We start from the raw sequence: 18,299 nt of genomic DNA, 5'->3' as shown, positions 1-18,299 counted from the left end.
ATGGAGAGTATCTCTTTTGAAAGGATAATAATTTAGATTCCAATCTACAGGCTTGAACCAATTTTGGGTATCGAAATTCATTTCTTCACCAAGTGCCAAACTGTTAGCAGAAATTAAATATGACAGACACATGAAACTCAAAATTACAATCCTACTTCTATTTGTATGTTCATTAACTTATGGACAAACTTACAAATCTCTCATTGCGGAGGCAGACAAATTCTACCAAAGTAAAGACTACAAAAAAGCTGTAGATATGTTTAAGGCAGCATTTAAGATAGAACAAAAAAGTGCAGGGAATATTTATAATGCAAGTTGTGCAGCTTCATTGCTTGGTGATAAAAACTTGGCTTTTGAATGGTTGAACAGTGCATTAAGAAATGGTTGGGTTAATGTCAGACACCTAAAAGCAGATTCAGACCTAAATTCATTACACGAAGACGATAGGTGGAACAACTTGGTAATTGAAATGCAAAAGGAATTAGATAAAAAAGAAGCCAATTATGATAAACCTTTACAGGCCAAGCTCTTGGCAATTTATGATGATGACCAACTGATAAGACAACAATTTATTACTGCACAAAAAGAGTTTGGATACGATAGTAAAAAAGTGGATAGTTTGGGTACAATTATGATGCTAAAAGACAGTATCAATTTGATGAAAGTTACAGAGATATTGGACAAGTATGGTTGGCTGGGAGTTGACAAAATTGGTGGACAAGCCAACCAAACACTGTTTTTAGTAATTCAACACTCTGACTTGAAAACCCAACAAAAATACCTTCCGATGATGAGAGAAGCCGTAAAAACTAACAAAGCAAGTGCAAGTTCTTTGGCTTTATTAGAAGATAGAGTTGCATTAGAAGAAGGCAAACGTCAAATTTATGGAAGCCAAATTGGTTACGACGAAGACACTGAGAAAAGCTTTGTTTTACCACTTCAAGACCCTGAGAATGTGGATAAACGAAGAATGAAAGTAGGACTTGAACCTATGTCTGTTTATGTTAAAGGATGGGATATTACTTGGGACGCCAAACGATACAAAAAAGAACTCCCTGCCCTTGAAAAGAGGCTAAAAGGACAAAAATAAACTTCTGCCCCTCGCTGTTATAAGTGTTTTTCAATAGACCAACCAATAAAATGCTTCTCAGACTGCACTCAGAAGCAAGAACATAGACAATTTTAATACAAATCAAAGCAACCTTTTTTGAATTTAAACAAAAAATATAATCATGAAGAATTTTAAATACGTTTTTTTGATACTCGGCTTTTTTTATTTGCTTGAAGTAATTTACGCTTTTATCAAGCCAAAAGCATCGTATGAAATTCTATCATTTGATGTTCCTTTTTACGCATTTATTATTTATCGATTATTTTTTGGCGTTGCATTTATCATACTTTTTAGAAATACTGGAAAGACCAAAGAATAACCTTTGGTCAGTTTTACCCTGCTATTGTAAGGTATAGTGTCACTTGCATAAAATAGAATACTTCTTTTGAAAAGAAGATGATTTAACACCGTTGTCGGGAAGTATTTAAAAAATCACCATCTAAAAACTAAAAAAATGGAAAAGGAAAATTTACATGAACTCTCTACGGAAGAGTTAATTAAAAAGAAAAAGAGTTTAAACTTTGCTTTTGGTTTAATGGTAGGTAGTTTAATAATAACACTGATAATAACTATCTTCCAGACAATCAAAAATGGATTTCAATTATCAAATATTATTCCATTTTCATTTTTACCTATTACAGCTATCATATACAATTCAATTACTAATATCAACAAAGAATTAAAAAGTAGAAATGTAAACGGATAATCTGAAACCCAGCTAGTCTAAGTGTTTTTTACTTAAAACCCCTCACTTGTGCATTTTAAAGCAAAGTGTCACTTGTACTCAAATAGAATATTTCTTTTGAAAAGAAACAATTTAAAAGTCCAAGCCACAGGTTTGAATCAGTAGAGGAGCTATTAGAGCTTACACTATATATTAAGAGAAATTCACTCACTAGTTTAAGTGTCTTGTCATAAGATAGCTTAACTGAAACTGTCAACCTATTTTAGGACAAAACATCCGCTGAAAAGTTGTCAGCGAGACACTGACAACGGCAATGGGACTGTCATTAATTTTAATTGGAAATAAATAAAAGGTTGAAAATTATGCTATTGACTCTAACAATTCATATTGTACTATCAACTGTATTTTACTTTTTATTCAAAAAGGCAAATAGGTTTTTTATCTCAGATTCGAATCCATTTTTGTTTGGATATTTGGGAATGGTCTTCAATATTCTAGTACTCATTGTAATACCTGTTTCTATAGGTGAGATAATGCGAGGTGTTATTTTTAAGTATAGTAACCAAAGTTGGGTTATTATTTTTGTCCCTCACATATTATTCTGTTCTTACAATTTATATGATATGTTCAAAAATTATCTACTAGTTTTTTATCAAAAATGTATCTGAAATCCCCCGTTGGTTCATTTTAAAGCAAAGTGTCACTTATATTAAGTGGTTCTTTTGATAAAAGTCCAAGCCACAGTTTTGAACAAGTAGAAGACAGCCATACACTATAAGAAATTAAATAACTAAACCGATAGAAATGAAAAAGTCAATAATGTTAAGTCTCACAGGTTTTTGCCTATTAGTCGCTATTTTCACCACCTCAGCACAATCAAACAAAGTGAATAACAATGTAAGCACCAGAAATAGCTACAGAAACATAAGCCGAATTAGTTTAAAAGAGTTTATGGATATGGACTTGAGACTCATCGGATATTTTCCCAAAAAGAAACAGTGGAATCAAATTTCCGAACAAATCAGAAAAGTTTCAATAGATTCTTTAAGATATATAGACTCCTTGGATATTAGCCATTTAAAAGACACTTTGTATGTTAAGGTTTATACACAAAATTATTTATATCAGAGTAAGAATGTTTATACCATTGCTAAAGACGCAAAAAACTTAACAGATTCGTTGAAAATTTACAATGTGTACATTGACTTAAAAATGAAAGATTTCATAGAAGATTCCGAAACGTTTCGGATTAAGGATTATACCCTAAACTATGTCTATAAACAAAATATAGACAAAATCGACAGGAGGATTATATTTAACAAAATCTACCATTGACAAAAATATATGACTAGTTGAAGCCCATGTTAAACGATTGCAAAGTATGATGGAAAATAGTAACTTGAAATACTAATTTAAACGATATTTAATAGTATGGAAAAGTTACAATTCAAAGTAAGCATCAATGCTCCTGCGACCAAGATATATGATTTTATGCTTGGCATTAACAGTATATCAACTTATAAAGAATGGACTTCTTTGTTTAATCCGACCTCTACCTATGAGGGAAGTTGGGACAAGGGAAGTAAAATGCTATTTGTTGGTGTAGATGAAAAAGGAGAAAAGGGAGGTATGGTTTCTATGATAGTTGAAAACATTCCTAACCAGTTTGTTTCGATTCAACATTATGGTCTTTTAAAAGCTGACCAAGAAATTACGGAAGGACCAGAAGTAGAAAAATGGGCAAATGGATTTGAAAACTATACTTTCGAAGAAAACAATGTGACTACAACCGTTATTGTTGACTTAGACACCGCAGAAGATTTTGTAGATTATATGAACGAGAGCTACCCCAAAGCACTCGACAAGCTGAAAGAACTTTGTGAAAAATAACAAATTCAAGAATATCTTCAACATGCAAAGAAATAGCCAGAGTATAAAACATTGTTAGGGCAACCATTCCATCAGTTAAGTAAACAAACAAGAACTCTTAATTACAGATAAGAAAAATATGAGTAGAATAATTTTCGATAGTGGAATATCTCTTGATGGTTTTTTTGCAGGAGATAACAGAAGTCCTCAAAATCCTATGGGTGGTGTTTCAGGACAAATTCATTCTTGGATGTTTAATCAAAAAGCATTTTGGGAATATTTAGGATTTGAAGGAGGTGAAGAAGATGGACTTGATGGGGAATTTATTAGAGGGACAATTGAGCGAACGGGTGTATTTATTATGGGAAAACGCATGTTTGAAGAAGGCGAAGCCAGTTGGCCAAATGACCTATACAAAGCTGACGTTTATGTACTAACACACGAAAAACGAGAACCTTGGGTTCAAGAAGGAACGACAACTTTTTACTTCATAAATGATGGAATAGAAAGTGCCTTAGACAAAGCAAGACAATCAGCAAAAGGAAAGGATGTAAGAATACAAGGTGGAGCAAACACAATTCAACAATTTCTAAACGCAGGACTTATTGACGAGTTTTTTATTCACATTGCACCTGTTTTTTTAGGAAGTGGTATTCGACTCTTTGAAGGCATTGATAAAGACAAATATGACATACAAATTGAAGAGGTAGTACCGTCAGACTTGACAACCCATTTAAGATATAAACTGATAAGGAAATAGAAAACGACCCGATAACACCAGTTTGGAGTTGTTGGAGTGCTTATGACTAGTTGGTAGCAATTTTGCACACCTCTCAAACAAACAGAAACTTAACAATGACAAAACCCCTTTTAGCCTTATTTATCTCTACGATATTATTGACATCTTGTTCGACAACTAAAACACAATTCGGAGAAACTGTTATTGAAAATACTGCTGACACATCTTTATCAAAACAAGCGATTCTAAAAATCAAAAGTTTAGACAACGACATTTTTGATTCTGCAACTTTTGTGGGAAAAGAGCAAATAGAAATTAAGTATCGTCTATTTAAACCCAATCAATTAAAAACTAAGGAAAAATATCCACTAGTAGTTATATATCATAGTTCAGGGCGACCTGTTGGAACTGACAATAAATCTCAACTTGGAATATTACAAAAGTTGTTTGCAAGTCCTGATATTCAAAATAAATATCCAGCTTATGTTTGAGCACCACAATTCCCTACCCGTTCATCTGACTATGTAATGGACACTTCAAGAAATGTGCTTTATTCAACACCAAGAGCCTGTCTAAATTCAGTATTAGCACTTATTGACACACTAAAATTAAATTTGAATATTGACACTAAAAGAATTTATGTAATCGGATTTTCTATGGGAGGTTCAACAGTGATAAATTCGTTATCAGCCAGACCAGAACTTTTTGCTGCAGGAATTAGTATTTCAGGCATTCCTCAGTTTGACAAAATACAAGAGTTGGCAACGACTCCTATTTGGTTGATTCACGGTATTGACGACACCGAAAATCCAATCAATAGTGACGAACAATTTTATAGAGAAATGAGTGAAAATATTCGTTTTTGGAAGTTAAAAGCAACAACACACGATAATGTTTTTACGACACAGATTTTAGGAGAGACATTACCAAAATGGCTATTCAAACAACGCAAGAAATAAAACTGTACGAACAAATAAGTGCTTCTAGAAGGACTGAGAGAAGCTAAGATTGTTGAGAGTCCGACAGCAGACACAAAAAAATAACCACAAAGTATAAAGCTTTTGGTAAATTCGCTACTTCGCCATTTATAAGCCCATAAACCGTTACCAATGAGCAGTATTCTAAAATTCAACTGGAATTATTTTATCATAGCATTTTTGTTATTTGTAGTCGAAGTACTTATTGCGATGTTTGTTCATGACCAATTTATTCGACCTTATTTTGGGGATTTTTTAGTGGTCATTCTGATTTATTCTTTTGTGAAATCATTTGTAGATTCTCCTTTTTTAAAAACAGCAATAGCTGTTTTAATTTTTTCTTTTACGCTTGAGGTTTTGCAATACTTTGATATTGTTACCAAAATAGGTTTAGGACATTCAAAATTTGCCAGAACAGTAATAGGAACATCGTTTGAATGGATTGACTTAATTGCCTATACGCTTGGAATCGTTTTTGTAATTTATGTAGAGAATAGGTTCCATTCAACTAATGCGAGAAAGAGTTAAGTACAGACATTTCTCTGAAACACAATATTATTACTGTTGCACAAAAAATCTAATCTCTTTCTAAAACGACAATAGCAATGAAAGCCAATACAACTTTTTTCGCTCCAGAACTTTATATCAATAATGGCGTAAAAGATATCTCATTTTATGAAAATGCCTTTGGCGCAACAGAAAATCTATGTTTTAGAAATGAAGATGGTAGCATTCACGTAGCAGAGTTTTGTATTGACGGTGCTATTTTTCATGTTCATGAAATTACTTCTATTAAATTCTTCTCTCCTGATAAACACAATGGCTGTACTTGTTGCATTGGTTTATTTGTGCCAGATGTAGATGCAGTAATGAACCAAGCAATCATTGCAGGTGCAATAGAAATCAGTCCCGCTGAAGATTACGAATATGGCTACCGCCAAGGAACGGTTCAAGACCCTTTTGGGCATTATTGGCAAATACAAAAAAAGATATTATAAGTATTAAGAACGCTTTTCGATTTGTTCCATATTTTATCAAACACTGGGTTAGTACTCATCATCACTATCAATAAACCATAAAAGAATCCATGAAACCATTGGCAATAATATTTTTACTCTTAATATTAGCAGGCTGTTCAGATAACATTGTTACGACAAAATCAGGATTACAATATCGTATTGTAGAAAAAGGAACTGGCATTAAAGCCAAAGCAGGAGATGAGGTTTTTATTTATGAAACTACAAGCTATAGAAATGGCACTGTTTTGTATTCAAATTATCATTCAAAATCGCCTGTAAAAGTGTTGATTGGCGGTAATCAAGCGACAGCCGCAGTGGACGAAGGATTAAGAGGGATGCGAGTAGGGGAAATTAGAGAACTAACCGCTCCTCATTTTCTAGTGAAAAGAAAAGGTTATCCTCCCAATGTTTCTCCTGACTCAACTTTAGTTATTAAAATGAAACTGGATAGAATTAAAAGAAAGTAAAATTGTCATTGATAATATAACAGGCTGATTTTGAGGCTAAAATTGTCGCAATTGCACCTTTGATTGACGCATAGATAGCCGTTACGAAAAACCTTTTTAAGCTACATTTGTAAAAACAAAAAGCCATGAGAAAGCTAAAATTACAAATGAGAATTTCGGTTGATGGATATGTCGCAACACCCGATGGAAACGAAGACTGGTCGTGGTATCCAGACGAAAAAGGCTGGCAATTAATCAATGAATTGGCAGATACTTCTGATACTTTGCTGCTTGGGAGAAAGATGTCTGAGGCTTTTATTCCACATTTTGAAGGATTTAAGCCAGAGGATAATAAGTATGATTTCGCCCAGAAAATGGTGAATATTCCTAAAGTGATTTTCACCAAAAGCTTAGAGACTCCCTTTGGCAAAAATACCACTTTAGCCAAAGGAAATCTGGTGGAGGAAATTGCAAATTTGAAAAAGCAAGAAGGTAAAGATATTTTGGTGTACGGCGGGGCAAGTTTTGTTGCATCACTCATCGCTGGCGGACACATTGATGAATTTTATCTTTTTGTTACACCAGTACTGATTAATAAAGGTCTAAGTATTTTTAACTTATTAGACAAACATCAAAAACTTAGTTTGCTAAGTGTTACACCCTTAAAATCTGGCGTAGTTGTTTTATGTTATCAATTGAAGAATGAGTAAACGTATTGTGTTATCAAAATTTGTTGGCAATCCTTTGTGATTGCCTTTTTAGTTACATCAATCTCGAAAAGGTAAAGTGGACAAACATAGACCTCGAAAATCTATATTTGTCCAACTTTATAATAGAAAACCGAATTAACAGGCGCATTGAATTTTTTCGCCACTTGGACTTGACTTTGTTCCTTCGGTAGCATAACCATCAAATTTCCACCATTCTATTCCGCCCATTAGTTCTTTGACTTTAAAACCTAATTTTGACATATTTAATGCCCCTTTTGTCGAAGCATTACAGCCAATTCCATCGCAATAAGTTACATACAAAACATCTTTATCCAAATGTTTGGTGCTTTCTTCATTCATTTCACGATGCGGAATATTTATTGCCATTGGAATATGTTCGGCTTCAAAGCCAAATTGTTTTCTTGCATCAAGCGGAACAATTTTTTCATTGTTATTTAATGCATCAAATAAATCTGACGGATCCATTTCAAAGGCTAATTTGTTTTCGTAATGTTTAATTTGTAAATCCATTTTTCTAAATTTTAAGATTAATAATGATGCAAAACTAAAATAACTTTGTACGCCATAAAAACGAAAAGAATTCATCATTTGTAACGATTATTTTCATATAAATCTGACTGTTTAATATCGTTACTTTGTATAAAAATTTAGAACAGAAAATGGAAATTAGACATTTACGCCTTATCAAAGCTATTGTAGAAGAAGGTAGCATTACAAAAGCTATTGATAAATTACATTTAACACAATCGGCGTTAAGTCATCAATTGAAAGAAGCCGAATACCAATTGGGTACAAAAATATTTCTTCGCATCAATAAAAAATTGATTTTAACCAAAGCAGGAGAAAAATTATATGCAACAGCCAATGAAATTTTAGACAAACTTTCCGACACTGAAAAAGAAATCAAGCAACTGATTTTTGGCGAAGTTGGCGAAATAAGAATTAGCACAGAATGTTATTCAAGTTACCATTGGTTGCCTTCTGTTTTAAAGCAATTTCATCTTTTATACCCAAACATTGAGTTGAAAATTGTGATGGAAGCTACTCATTATCCTTTACAGAAATTACAAGAAAATATTTTAGACATTGCCATTATTAGCGACCCAATCAAAGACGAAAATATTAAGTATGTAGAACTTTTTCAAGACGAGATGATGATGGTAGTTTCTGAAAATCACTCTTGGACCGAAAAAAAATTTGTTGTTGCCGAAGACTTTATTAATGAACATTTGTTGATACATTCTTTGCCATTAGAAACGGTAACTGTTTATCAGTTTTTGTTAGAACCAGCAAAAGTTAGCCCTAAAAAAATAACGCCATTACCACTAACTGAAGCATCAATTGAAATGGTAAAAGCCGATATGGGAATTATGGCAATGGCAAAATGGGCTTTACAACCCTATTTAAAGAGTAACTCAATAAAAGCAATAAAAATTGGGAAAAATGGACTGAAAAGGAAACATTATATTGCTTATATGAGTAACAAAACCTATCCCGATTATTTTCAGCATTTTATTGAATTTTTGCAAGCCGAAATCAACCAACAATGGATTATATAATTAGAAAGTTAGAAGAAAAAGATTTAGCAATTTTGGTTGAATTATGCCAAAATCACGCTGAATATGAACAAGCAACATACAAATCTATTGGTAAAGAAAAACAACTCAAAAATGCAATTTTTTCACAAAATCCGAAATTGTATTGCTATGTAATTGAAAGTGGGATAGAATTAGCAGGTTACTTTTCATTCACTTTTGACTTTTCGACTTGGGACGCACAGACTTTTTTATATTTGGATTGCCTTTATTTAGAGCCAAATTTTCGTGGACTAAAAATCGGAGAACAAGTTTTTGAAAAATTAAAACATATCGGACAGGAAAACAATTGTGTAAATATTCAATGGCAGACACCGACTTTCAACGAAAGAGCCATCAAGTTTTACAACAAAATTGGTGCGACAGGAAAAGATAAACGCAGGTTTTTTATAGATTTATAGACCTCGCTAGTCTAAGTGTTTTTTCACTTAGGCACACCAATAAATGGAGTGTTAGAAGTATTTTGCTACATATTTCCTTCTTTATTTTTCTATGAATTGAAAAATGAAAAAGGATTATACTTGTAAAAACCGCAAGCGTTTGCCGCTACGCTAAGAATAGAAAATTTTCTCATAATTGGTTCGTTGCTTTCGTCCGTCTCGAAATTGTTACCCTAAAAATTAAACGATATGACTTCTCTTCATAATTTTCTCAAATCGCTTTTACTGTTTTTATTGTTTTTCAATTTGAAGGTTAATGCCCAGAAAGTTGAGCTATATGATTCTATTTCAAATGATGTGTTGACAATTCCCTCAAAAGTATTGAATGAGGACCGTCGTTTTTACGTTCATGTTCCTAAAACAGACTCTACAAACCTTAACAAGAAATTCCCTGTATTATATTTATTAGATGGAGAAAACCATTTTCATCTACTTTCCGCATACATTGAATACTTAAGTCATTGGGAGGAAATTCCACCAATGATAGTGGTCGGTATTATTAATACAGACCGTAAAAAAGACCTTACTCCCTCCAAAAACACAATTACTTATGATGGTAAAAACGACACCACTTTAAGACCAAGTGGCGGCAATGAACATTTTTTTCAATTTTTACAAAAGGAATTAATGCCTTATATTGAAACAAACTATAAAACAAATTCTTTTAACATATTTGGAGGGCACTCTTTTGGTGGTAATACCACAATTAATTGCATGCTTATTCGTCCTGAGATGTTTGATGCCTACATCGCTGTAAGTCCTTCGCTTTGGTGGGATAATAGGTTTATGCTAAAACAGGCAGATGAAAAATTGAAAAAGTCATCTGTGTACAACAAAATACTTTTTTATAGCGATGGGAACGAAGGTGGTTCCTTTCATACTGCCGTATTAAAATTTGATAGATTGATTGTAAATAAAACATTGAAGGGACTTCGTTTTAAATACAATTATTATCCCAAAGAAAGTCACATGACAGAGCCAATAGTTGCCTATTATGATGCCTTGCGGTTTATTTATAAAGATTGGAAAAGTCCCGATGCAAAGTAGTAAATTACCACCGCTAGTCTAAGTGTTTTTCCCTCACTGGTGCAAGTATTAAGCAGACTGTCAATTACTTGTATGAATTATTTCAGTTTAAAACTGAAATAATTTAAAAGTCCAAGCCACGGGCTTGAACAAGTAAATGCTTCTTGCCTTTTGTATCTTTCGTCTTAAAGTACTAAAGTCCAAATTTCCAAAACTCTTGCTTCTTGTCTCACATTTGGCACATCTCAATCATTCTTTCTCACAAAATCTCAACGTAGAAAAAATAGGAAGAGCCAATTTTTTTCTACGCTTTTAAGCAAGCTGCTCATATTCTCTCTTTTGGATACTACTGCAAGTAATTTGGATACATTTCTTTTCATTGTGCTTCCCATCTTTGCATTATCATTTAAAATGAAAATTAAGTATGAAAACAGTATCAATAATTTATTTCAGCGGCTCGGGACATACAACCCAATTAGCTGAATCAGTTAACAGAGGGGTATCAAAAGTTGCAGGGATTACATCCAATTTAATTGCCATCAACGAAAAGAACATCATTAACGGTCGCTACAAAAACGATGAAGTGTTTGCCGCACTTGATAGCAGCGATGCAATTATTTTCGGAACAGCTACTTATATGGGTGGCATATCAGCACAATTCAAAGCATTTGCTGATGCTTCCGTAGGTAGTTGGTTTGCCGAAAAATGGAAAGACAAATTAGCTGCTGGCTTCACCGTTTCGGGCACTCCTGCTGGCGATAAATTCAGTACCATGCAATACTTGAATACACTTGCTATGCAACATGGAATGATTTGGATAAGTTTAGGAGAAACACATTATGCCCCCAATGGAATAAACCGCTTAGGTGCATGGGCTGGTGCAATTGCACAATCAACTGATAATATCCCTATGGCAGAAGGTGACATGCTAACTGGAGAAGTTCTTGGTAAAAGAGTTGCGGAGATGGTACTAAGGTTCAATTAATTTTTAACAATAAAACAAATTAATAAAATGACAAAGTCAGTAACATTTAAAAACAGGGCAAATACACTTGCTGCAAATCTTCATTTACCCGAAGGATTTGATGAAAATAAAAAATATCCTGCGTTGGTTGGTATTCATCCTGCCGGTGGTGTAAAAGAACAAACAATAGGCTTATATGCTGAAAAACTAACACAATATGGTTATGTAGTTTTAGTTTACGATTCATCTCATCAGGGAGCAAGTGAAGGTGAACCACGTTTGCTGGAAGACCCGTCAGTAAGAGTTGAAGATGCCCGTTGTGCAGCAGATTTTTTAACTACACTTCCTTATGTTGATGCTGAAAGAATGGGAGTGTATGGCATTTGTGCAGGGGGTGGTTATACATGGAGTGTAGCTCAAACAGAGAGGAGATTTAAGGCAGTAGCTACTGTAAGCGGAACACCTATGGGAGAAGCAGTAAGAAATCAATTTGGTGTAGATATGCCAGCTTCAGAGCTAATTAAGTCGCTTGAATTTGTGAGACACCAAAGATCGGCAGAGGCAAATGGTGCAGAACCGATGTATGTTCCCTTTGTGCCAGAAAAGTTTGAAGACATTAATGAACAAACTCCTGTAATGCTCCGTGAAGGATATGATTACTATAGAACGTCAAGAGGTCAGCACCCCAATTCAAAAGGTCGTTTCCTTTTCACAAGTTTAGACAAGATGACTACTTTTTCAGTATTTGATTATCTAAGCGATTTTCTTACACAACCACTTTTGGTAATAGCAGGAAGTAATGCCGACACAAAGTTTTGGAGCGAACGGGCTTATGAACTTGCAAAGGGGCAAAAGGAATTGTTTATTGTAGATGGAGCTACTCATATTGCCATGTATGATGTGCCGGAATATGTAGAACAAGCTGTAAATAAAATGGCAGTTTTTTTCAAAGTATTATGATTGACCCCATTTTAATAAGAATGTCGGTATAAAACTTCTACTATTAATCATAAATAAGGAAGGAGTACGAACTAAAATTACAACCCTTCTTATCTTTGCAAAATGAAACAGGATAAACCGATTTTCATCAAATCAATTTCTGAGCAACATAATTTTATGTCATTGCCAAAGCCGTTACACCCACTGGTGAGCATTAACTATTTTGCTGACATGAAATTGAATAACCACATTCCCAATCAAAAATACATTTTGGGTTTTTACTGTATCATGCTTAAAAAAAATTTCAATGGCAAAATGCATTACGGTCAAAATTATTATGATTTTGATAATGGTTTAGTCTCATTCATTGCCCCTAATCAGGTCATTGCAGCTTCCGATGATATTCCTCCATCAGGTATGTGCCTGTTGTTTCATCCTGATTTTATCCGTAGCTATCCGTTGGGTAAAAAAATAAAGGAGTATGGTTATTTTTCATATGCAGTAAATGAAGCATTACATCTTTCCGAAAAAGAAGAAAAAATGATTGAACGCATATTCTGTGACATGAAACAAGAATACGAAACCTCTATTGATAGTTTCAGCCAAGAAGTAATGGTTTCGCATCTTGACTTATTGCTCAATTATTGTAACCGCTTCTATAACCGCCAGTTCATTACTCGGAAAAATGTAAAAAATAATCTGTTATCTCGGTTTGAAGATTCACTTGATGAATATTTTCAAAATGAGAAAGCAAAATTTTCCGATTTGCCAAGCGTACAGTTTTTTGCCGACAAACTTTTCGTTTCTCCACATTATTTAAACGATATGCTCAAGAGCTTAACTGGGCAAAGTACACAGCAGCATATTCACGGTAAACTTATAGAACGGGCAAAGGAATTATTAAGCACAACTAGTCTTTCAGTCAGCGAAATTGCCTTCCAACTTGGCTTTGAATTTCCGCAATCGTTTAACAAATTGTTTAAAAACAAAACCAATTTTACACCGCTCCAGTTTAGGAATTCTTTTAATTAACTTTGAGTTTATCTCTTTTATTTCCCTCACTGGTTCAAGTGTTAAGCAAAGCGTCACTTGTACTTATATGGAGTATTTCTTTTGAAAAGAAAATTATTTAAAAGTCCAAGCCACAGGCTTGAACCAGAAAGTGGCTAAAACTAAACTCTTACTTCTTGTCTCTTGTATCTTTCATCTTAAAATCCTAAAGTCTTAAAGTCCAAAACTCTTGTCTCTTGCTTCTTGACTCTTCTGTCTAAATCCAGTCATTTTGACTTGAAAAAATCAATTATTTCTTGAAAAATCCGCCATTATTTCCGAAAAGTCATGCTGGCTTGCCTTTTGTTAGGTAAAGTGTATCAGTGATTGAAAAAAATAAAATCATTTTACACAATGAATTTTAATAAATATACAACCAAGACTCAGGAGGTAATCCAACACGCTGCTTCGATTGCCTCTGCCAATGGACAACAAGCCATTGAATCGGGACATTTGCTAAAAGCCATTATCGACGAAGAGCCGAATACTTCGGAGTTTTTGATGAAAAAATTGAATGTAAATCAAGCACTTTTTTCATCAAAACTTGAAAATATTGTAAACGCCTATCCAAAAGTTTCTGGCGGAGGACAGCCCTATTTAGCCAACGACGCTGCCGCTGCCTTTACCAAAGCTGAAAATTTATTAAAGGAGTTTTCGGATGAATTTGTATCCATAGAATTATTATTATTGGGAATCCTTTTAGGGAAAGATTCTGTGGCAGGTTTGATGAAAGATAGTGGATTCAGGGAAAAAGAATTAAAGAGTGCCATCAAAGAACTAAGAGGAAACACAACCGTGAAAGACCAAAACGCAGAAGCAACTTATCGTTCATTAGAACGCTATGCTCGAAACCTAAATGAATTAGCCAAAGCTGGAAAGATAGACCCAGTAATTGGTAGAGACGAAGAAATTCGTAGAGTATTACAAATTCTATCAAGACGTACCAAAAACAATCCGATGTTGGTCGGTGAACCGGGTGTAGGTAAAACCGCCATCGTTGAAGGTTTAGCCCAAAGAATTGTCATGGGTGACGTACCCGAAAACCTAAAATCTAAGCAGATTTATACCTTGGATATGGGTTTACTCATCGCTGGGGCAAAATATAAAGGTGAATTTGAGGAAAGATTAAAAGCGGTCATCAAAGAAGTAACCGATGCCGAAGGCGAAATCATCATGTTTATTGATGAGATTCACACCTTGATTGGTGCAGGTGGTGGCGGAGATTCTGCAATGGATGCTGCCAACTTATTGAAACCAGCTTTGGCTCGTGGCGAATTGCATGCGATTGGTGCAACTACTTTGAAAGAGTACCAAAAGTATATCGAGAAAGACAAAGCTTTGGAGCGTCGTTTCCAAATGGTAATTGTGGATGAACCAGATATTACAGATGCAATTTCTATCTTGAGAGGTATCAAAGAAAAATATGAATTGCACCACGGTGTAAGGATTCAAGATGATGCCGTAATTGCAGCGGTTGAATTATCAAGTCGTTATATTTCAGACCGTTTCTTGCCAGATAAAGCTATTGACTTAATGGACGAAGCTGCAGCAAAAATGCGTATGGAAATAGATTCAGTACCCGAAGAAATTGATGCTTTGAAACGTAAAGTCATGCAGTTAGAGATTGAACGTGAGGCAATCAGACGAGAAAATAACGTAGAGCGTGAAAATATTATCAGTAGAGAATTGGCAGAACTCACCGACAAGAAAAATAACTTGATGGCGAAATGGGAAGGTGAGAAATCTGTCTTAGACGAAGTACGCAAAGAAAAAGAAAATATCGACCGCCTAAAATTAGAAGCTGAACAAGCTGAACGAGCAGGTGACTATGGAAAAGTAGCTGAAATTCGTTATGGAAAATTGGTTGAAGCAGAGAACAAGCTAAAACATTTGCAAAGTGGAAAATCAGCTGATAAAAATGGTGAAGCTCCGATGTTGCAAGAAGAAGTAACTTCTGAAAACATTGCCGAAGTAGTGGCAAAATGGACGGGCGTTCCTGTTTCAAAAATGATGCGTGCCGAACAAGAAAAACTCTTGCATTTGGAAGTAGAATTAGGCAAAAGAGTTGCAGGACAAGAAGAAGCGATTGAAGCGATTTCTGATGCCGTTCGTCGTTCTCGTGCAGGAATGCAAGACCCAAAACGTCCGATTGGTTCGTTTATTTTCTTAGGAACTACGGGTGTTGGTAAAACAGAATTAGCGAAAGCCTTGGCAGATTACTTGTTCAACGACGAAAATGCGATGGTCAGAATTGATATGTCGGAATACCAAGAACGTCATGCGGTAAGCCGTTTGGTGGGAGCTCCTCCGGGATACGTTGGTTACGACGAAGGTGGACAATTGACCGAAGCCGTTCGTAGAAAACCATATTCTGTTATTCTTTTGGATGAAATCGAAAAAGCACATCCTGACGTTTGGAATATCTTATTACAAGTATTAGACGACGGTCGTTTGACAGACAATAAAGGTAGAATTGCTAATTTCAAAAATACCATTATCATCATGACTTCTAACATTGGTAGCCATATTATCCAAGAAAAAATGGGTGAAATGGAAGGTTGGAACAACCATATCGTGATGGAAAAAGCCAAAGAAGAAGTAATGGTTTTATTGAAACAAGTAGTAAGACCAGAGTTTTTGAACCGTGTAGATGAAATTGTGATGTTTGAACCTTTGACCAAAGACAATCTGAGTCAGATTGTAAGAATTCAATTAAAACACATTCAAGACCGTTTGAAAGAACAAGGTATCACTTTAGAAAGTACAGACGAAGCTTTGGTAAAACTTGCTGAAGAAGGTTACGAACCAACTATGGGAGCAAGACCTTTGAAACGAGTAATGCAAAGAAGAATCTTGAACGAATTATCGAAACAAATCCTCGGAAATTACATCAATAAAGATGCAATCGTGATGATGGAAGTAGATGATGAAGGAGCTATTAAATTTGAAAATGTTGGAAAATTGGAGGTAGAGTAAACCTTGATTGACCGAATAATAAAAATAAGATAAATATTTGTAAGCCAGCCTTTTAAAGGGTTGGCTTTTTTGTTATGTTTAAGGCTATAATTAATCAACCAATTTAACTTGAGATAACATGATGAACATCGTCTGCAATGTATTAGCGCTGTTGATAATCTTCGGAGCAATTTATTTATCCTACAGTACCAAAATCCTCAAAGACCCAGAAGTTGACCACCCTCAGTATGGGAAAATTGAGATGTACAGCTTTGCCAGAACACAAGGATTATGGTGGACAACACTCATTGGAGCTTGCTTCGTGATTGGTTTTGGAGCGAATGGAGAAGTAATCAATTTGAATGCAACCTGCTTGGTATTATTAAGTATTGGAGTAGGAACAACAGCCATCGGTGGAATTATTGATTCACCAAAAGATGATGACAATGTAACGGATGGCGTTATCCCTCAAAATATTTTCAAAAAACGAATTCCGCATTTTCTTAGAGATATTCTTTCAGATTCTACTGGAATAACAGTTTATCGTTATCAAGCATTAATTTTTAACCTTATTTTTAGTGTCGTTTTCTTGGTTGAATTTCTTGAAAATATATCAAAGAATGAGATGGAATTCCCAGTATTTGAAAAGGAAACTTTGGGTTTAATGGGAATCAGTGCCGCTACTTATTTAGGCATGAAAGCTAATGAAAAATAGAGAATACTGTTGACATAGGTATAGAAAAATCCAAAATAGTCGCCTGTTTTATAGGCGACTATTTTTGTTTGGGTTTATAAAAGCTTATCATATTGATATTGTGTTATTTAGTATTTTTCATGGTTTGATAAAAGATAAATAAATCTTATCTTGACAAAAGATTTATTATTGAAATTATTCCAAGAGCTCTCAAAATATGAAAACAATACTTAGCATAATTTTTATTGTTCATTCATTAATAGTTTTTTCTCAAAATACTTGCCATAATGATATTTTGAATGGAGAAAAACTTGATGCTGAAAATAAAACTTCGCTATTTCTTACTTACGATTTTTCGGATTTATGGACTAAAACTGATAATTACAATGTTTTGGGAGTATTAGGAAATGATTTTCAGCGAATTAAAGTAAAAATCCTCACGGTAGTTAAAAATACCAATAAGCCAGACGAGTATTTAGTTTATGGGAAATCGAACGTAAAGAATAATGTCTGTGATTTTGTCGGGAGAATTATCGTAGAAAAGATTCAAGAGACTAAAAGAGAGCAATTTGGTGTGGATAATCAGGCGAAAGATGCTATCAAAACCCAAGGAATTCTTATTGCAAAATATGAATTCTTTGAGAATAAGAATCAACCTCATACAGGTGTTTTTGCTGGACAAGTACAGACTAAATGGTACATCAATAAAGACAACCAACTGAAGTATGATGACATCAATTTACTTTCTGATGGCTATTTTAATAATGCTTTTGTAGGCACTTGGACGATGTACAATGCTTCTAAATCACGAATCTGTCAATGGGCAGATTATAGAGTACCCAATATACCTTGTGAATTTGATTTAGGAACAGGAGAGTTTAGCCCTAACGAAAAGTACTTTGAAAAAGGTTGGCAAAGTTATGCTAAAGCCTTTTTATCGAATGAAGAACAAGCAAAAAATGAAGAATTTGCAGAATGGTGGAGGTAAGTAATTTGTGATTTAATGAATGAGTGATTTAGTGATTAATAATATTCGTCATTGTAGGTATAATTACCAAA

The 18,299-nt window shown here is 34.3% G+C and carries 22 protein-coding genes; 21 read left to right on the top strand and 1 reads right to left on the bottom strand.

Annotation, left to right across the window (positions count from 1 at the left end; genetic code table 11):
- Positions 1-130 precede the first annotated feature (130 nt).
- From ABID42_RS09380 to ABID42_RS09325, 12 genes are all read left to right on the top strand, one after another.
- Complete coding sequence (locus ABID42_RS09380) at positions 131-1,090, top strand: DUF6624 domain-containing protein (protein WP_367283442.1); 960 nt, start codon at positions 131-133, stop codon at positions 1,088-1,090.
- A gap of 142 nt (positions 1,091-1,232) precedes the next feature.
- Positions 1,233-1,430, top strand: a complete 198-nt coding sequence (locus tag ABID42_RS09375; protein WP_367283441.1) for a hypothetical protein — start codon at positions 1,233-1,235, stop codon at positions 1,428-1,430.
- A gap of 135 nt (positions 1,431-1,565) precedes the next feature.
- Complete coding sequence (locus ABID42_RS09370; protein WP_367283440.1) at positions 1,566-1,817, top strand: hypothetical protein; 252 nt, start codon at positions 1,566-1,568, stop codon at positions 1,815-1,817.
- Positions 1,818-2,600: 783 nt separating this feature from the next.
- Entirely contained in the window at positions 2,601-3,131 is a 531-nt protein-coding gene (locus tag ABID42_RS09365; protein ID WP_367283439.1) for a hypothetical protein, read from the top strand.
- Between the two features lie 96 nt (positions 3,132-3,227).
- Positions 3,228-3,686, top strand: a complete 459-nt coding sequence (locus tag ABID42_RS09360) for an SRPBCC domain-containing protein (protein ID WP_367283438.1) — start codon at positions 3,228-3,230, stop codon at positions 3,684-3,686.
- Positions 3,687-3,804: 118 nt separating this feature from the next.
- The gene (locus ABID42_RS09355; RefSeq protein ID WP_367283437.1) at positions 3,805-4,425 is read left to right on the top strand and encodes a dihydrofolate reductase family protein; all 621 of its coding nucleotides are present in this window, start codon (positions 3,805-3,807) and stop codon (positions 4,423-4,425) included.
- Positions 4,426-4,520: 95 nt separating this feature from the next.
- Positions 4,521-4,895 carry a hypothetical protein gene (locus tag ABID42_RS09350; protein ID WP_367283436.1) on the top strand — a complete coding sequence of 125 codons (375 nt, stop codon included), beginning with the start codon at positions 4,521-4,523 and terminating at the stop codon, positions 4,893-4,895.
- A gap of 36 nt (positions 4,896-4,931) precedes the next feature.
- The gene (locus ABID42_RS09345) at positions 4,932-5,363 is read left to right on the top strand and encodes a carboxylesterase family protein (RefSeq protein ID WP_367283435.1); all 432 of its coding nucleotides are present in this window, start codon (positions 4,932-4,934) and stop codon (positions 5,361-5,363) included.
- Positions 5,364-5,513: 150 nt separating this feature from the next.
- Complete coding sequence (locus ABID42_RS09340) at positions 5,514-5,909, top strand: ribosomal maturation YjgA family protein (protein ID WP_367283434.1); 396 nt, start codon at positions 5,514-5,516, stop codon at positions 5,907-5,909.
- A 77-nt stretch (positions 5,910-5,986) separates the two neighbouring features.
- Positions 5,987-6,379: a VOC family protein gene (locus ABID42_RS09335; RefSeq protein ID WP_367283433.1), complete on the top strand. Its 393-nt coding sequence runs from the start codon at positions 5,987-5,989 to the stop codon at positions 6,377-6,379.
- A gap of 98 nt (positions 6,380-6,477) precedes the next feature.
- The gene (locus ABID42_RS09330) at positions 6,478-6,867 is read left to right on the top strand and encodes an FKBP-type peptidyl-prolyl cis-trans isomerase (RefSeq protein WP_367283432.1); all 390 of its coding nucleotides are present in this window, start codon (positions 6,478-6,480) and stop codon (positions 6,865-6,867) included.
- 125 nt (positions 6,868-6,992) lie between these two features.
- Complete coding sequence (locus tag ABID42_RS09325; protein WP_367283431.1) at positions 6,993-7,556, top strand: dihydrofolate reductase family protein; 564 nt, start codon at positions 6,993-6,995, stop codon at positions 7,554-7,556.
- A gap of 135 nt (positions 7,557-7,691) precedes the next feature.
- On the opposite strand, the gene ABID42_RS09320 is transcribed toward ABID42_RS09325, so the two are convergent.
- The gene (locus tag ABID42_RS09320) at positions 7,692-8,165 is read right to left on the bottom strand and encodes a rhodanese-like domain-containing protein (RefSeq protein ID WP_367283430.1); all 474 of its coding nucleotides are present in this window, start codon (positions 8,163-8,165) and stop codon (positions 7,692-7,694) included.
- A 71-nt stretch (positions 8,166-8,236) separates the two neighbouring features.
- Between ABID42_RS09320 and ABID42_RS09315 the strand changes: the two genes are divergently transcribed.
- The 9 genes from ABID42_RS09315 (at position 8,237) to ABID42_RS09275 (ending at position 18,228) form a co-directional block, all read left to right on the top strand.
- Entirely contained in the window at positions 8,237-9,136 is a 900-nt protein-coding gene (locus tag ABID42_RS09315) for a LysR family transcriptional regulator (protein ID WP_367283429.1), read from the top strand.
- Complete coding sequence (locus ABID42_RS09310) at positions 9,124-9,573, top strand: GNAT family N-acetyltransferase (RefSeq protein WP_367283428.1); 450 nt, start codon at positions 9,124-9,126, stop codon at positions 9,571-9,573. The genes ABID42_RS09315 and ABID42_RS09310 overlap by 13 nt, the downstream gene beginning before the upstream one ends.
- A gap of 228 nt (positions 9,574-9,801) precedes the next feature.
- Positions 9,802-10,659, top strand: coding sequence for an alpha/beta hydrolase (locus ABID42_RS09305; protein ID WP_367283427.1), 858 nt, complete (start codon positions 9,802-9,804; stop codon positions 10,657-10,659).
- Between the two features lie 403 nt (positions 10,660-11,062).
- Positions 11,063-11,623, top strand: a complete 561-nt coding sequence (locus tag ABID42_RS09300) for a flavodoxin family protein (RefSeq protein WP_367283426.1) — start codon at positions 11,063-11,065, stop codon at positions 11,621-11,623.
- Positions 11,624-11,650: 27 nt separating this feature from the next.
- Entirely contained in the window at positions 11,651-12,562 is a 912-nt protein-coding gene (locus ABID42_RS09295) for an alpha/beta hydrolase (RefSeq protein ID WP_367283425.1), read from the top strand.
- Positions 12,563-12,664: 102 nt separating this feature from the next.
- On the top strand, positions 12,665-13,573 hold the full coding sequence (locus ABID42_RS09290; RefSeq protein ID WP_367283424.1) for a helix-turn-helix domain-containing protein: 909 nt from the start codon (positions 12,665-12,667) through the stop codon (positions 13,571-13,573).
- Between the two features lie 372 nt (positions 13,574-13,945).
- A complete protein-coding gene (gene clpB, locus ABID42_RS09285; protein ID WP_367283423.1) occupies positions 13,946-16,567 on the top strand; it encodes an ATP-dependent chaperone ClpB in 2,622 nt (873 codons plus the stop codon).
- Positions 16,568-16,685: 118 nt separating this feature from the next.
- Positions 16,686-17,261: a hypothetical protein gene (locus ABID42_RS09280; RefSeq protein WP_367283422.1), complete on the top strand. Its 576-nt coding sequence runs from the start codon at positions 16,686-16,688 to the stop codon at positions 17,259-17,261.
- A 196-nt stretch (positions 17,262-17,457) separates the two neighbouring features.
- Positions 17,458-18,228 carry a hypothetical protein gene (locus ABID42_RS09275; protein WP_367283421.1) on the top strand — a complete coding sequence of 257 codons (771 nt, stop codon included), beginning with the start codon at positions 17,458-17,460 and terminating at the stop codon, positions 18,226-18,228.
- Positions 18,229-18,299: the final 71 nt, after the last annotated feature.

Source organism: Arcicella rosea (assembly GCF_040543805.1).
GTDB classification, from domain to species: Bacteria; Bacteroidota; Bacteroidia; order Cytophagales; family Spirosomataceae; genus Arcicella; species Arcicella rosea.
Note: the sequence above shows the minus strand (reverse complement) of the source record. Positions and strands in the feature narration are given on the sequence as shown.

Excerpts from the sequence above, each read along its gene's own strand:
- ABID42_RS09380 (WP_367283442.1), top strand. The coding sequence starts at position 131 with ATGAAACTCAAAATTACAATCCTACTTCTATTTGTATGTTCATTAACT.
- ABID42_RS09375 (WP_367283441.1), top strand. The coding sequence starts at position 1,233 with ATGAAGAATTTTAAATACGTTTTTTTGATACTCGGCTTTTTTTATTTG.
- ABID42_RS09370 (WP_367283440.1), top strand. The coding sequence starts at position 1,566 with ATGGAAAAGGAAAATTTACATGAACTCTCTACGGAAGAGTTAATTAAA.
- ABID42_RS09365 (WP_367283439.1), top strand. The coding sequence starts at position 2,601 with ATGAAAAAGTCAATAATGTTAAGTCTCACAGGTTTTTGCCTATTAGTC.
- ABID42_RS09360 (WP_367283438.1), top strand. The coding sequence starts at position 3,228 with ATGGAAAAGTTACAATTCAAAGTAAGCATCAATGCTCCTGCGACCAAG.
- ABID42_RS09355 (WP_367283437.1), top strand. The coding sequence starts at position 3,805 with ATGAGTAGAATAATTTTCGATAGTGGAATATCTCTTGATGGTTTTTTT.
- ABID42_RS09350 (WP_367283436.1), top strand. The coding sequence starts at position 4,521 with ATGACAAAACCCCTTTTAGCCTTATTTATCTCTACGATATTATTGACA.
- ABID42_RS09345 (WP_367283435.1), top strand. The coding sequence starts at position 4,932 with ATGGACACTTCAAGAAATGTGCTTTATTCAACACCAAGAGCCTGTCTA.
- ABID42_RS09340 (WP_367283434.1), top strand. The coding sequence starts at position 5,514 with ATGAGCAGTATTCTAAAATTCAACTGGAATTATTTTATCATAGCATTT.
- ABID42_RS09335 (WP_367283433.1), top strand. The coding sequence starts at position 5,987 with ATGAAAGCCAATACAACTTTTTTCGCTCCAGAACTTTATATCAATAAT.
- ABID42_RS09325 (WP_367283431.1), top strand. The coding sequence starts at position 6,993 with ATGAGAAAGCTAAAATTACAAATGAGAATTTCGGTTGATGGATATGTC.
- ABID42_RS09320 (WP_367283430.1), bottom strand. The coding sequence starts at position 8,165 with ATGATGAATTCTTTTCGTTTTTATGGCGTACAAAGTTATTTTAGTTTT.
- ABID42_RS09315 (WP_367283429.1), top strand. The coding sequence starts at position 8,237 with ATGGAAATTAGACATTTACGCCTTATCAAAGCTATTGTAGAAGAAGGT.
- ABID42_RS09310 (WP_367283428.1), top strand. The coding sequence starts at position 9,124 with ATGGATTATATAATTAGAAAGTTAGAAGAAAAAGATTTAGCAATTTTG.
- ABID42_RS09305 (WP_367283427.1), top strand. The coding sequence starts at position 9,802 with ATGACTTCTCTTCATAATTTTCTCAAATCGCTTTTACTGTTTTTATTG.
- ABID42_RS09300 (WP_367283426.1), top strand. The coding sequence starts at position 11,063 with ATGAAAACAGTATCAATAATTTATTTCAGCGGCTCGGGACATACAACC.
- ABID42_RS09295 (WP_367283425.1), top strand. The coding sequence starts at position 11,651 with ATGACAAAGTCAGTAACATTTAAAAACAGGGCAAATACACTTGCTGCA.
- ABID42_RS09290 (WP_367283424.1), top strand. The coding sequence starts at position 12,665 with ATGAAACAGGATAAACCGATTTTCATCAAATCAATTTCTGAGCAACAT.
- clpB (WP_367283423.1), top strand. The coding sequence starts at position 13,946 with ATGAATTTTAATAAATATACAACCAAGACTCAGGAGGTAATCCAACAC.
- ABID42_RS09280 (WP_367283422.1), top strand. The coding sequence starts at position 16,686 with ATGATGAACATCGTCTGCAATGTATTAGCGCTGTTGATAATCTTCGGA.
- ABID42_RS09275 (WP_367283421.1), top strand. The coding sequence starts at position 17,458 with ATGAAAACAATACTTAGCATAATTTTTATTGTTCATTCATTAATAGTT.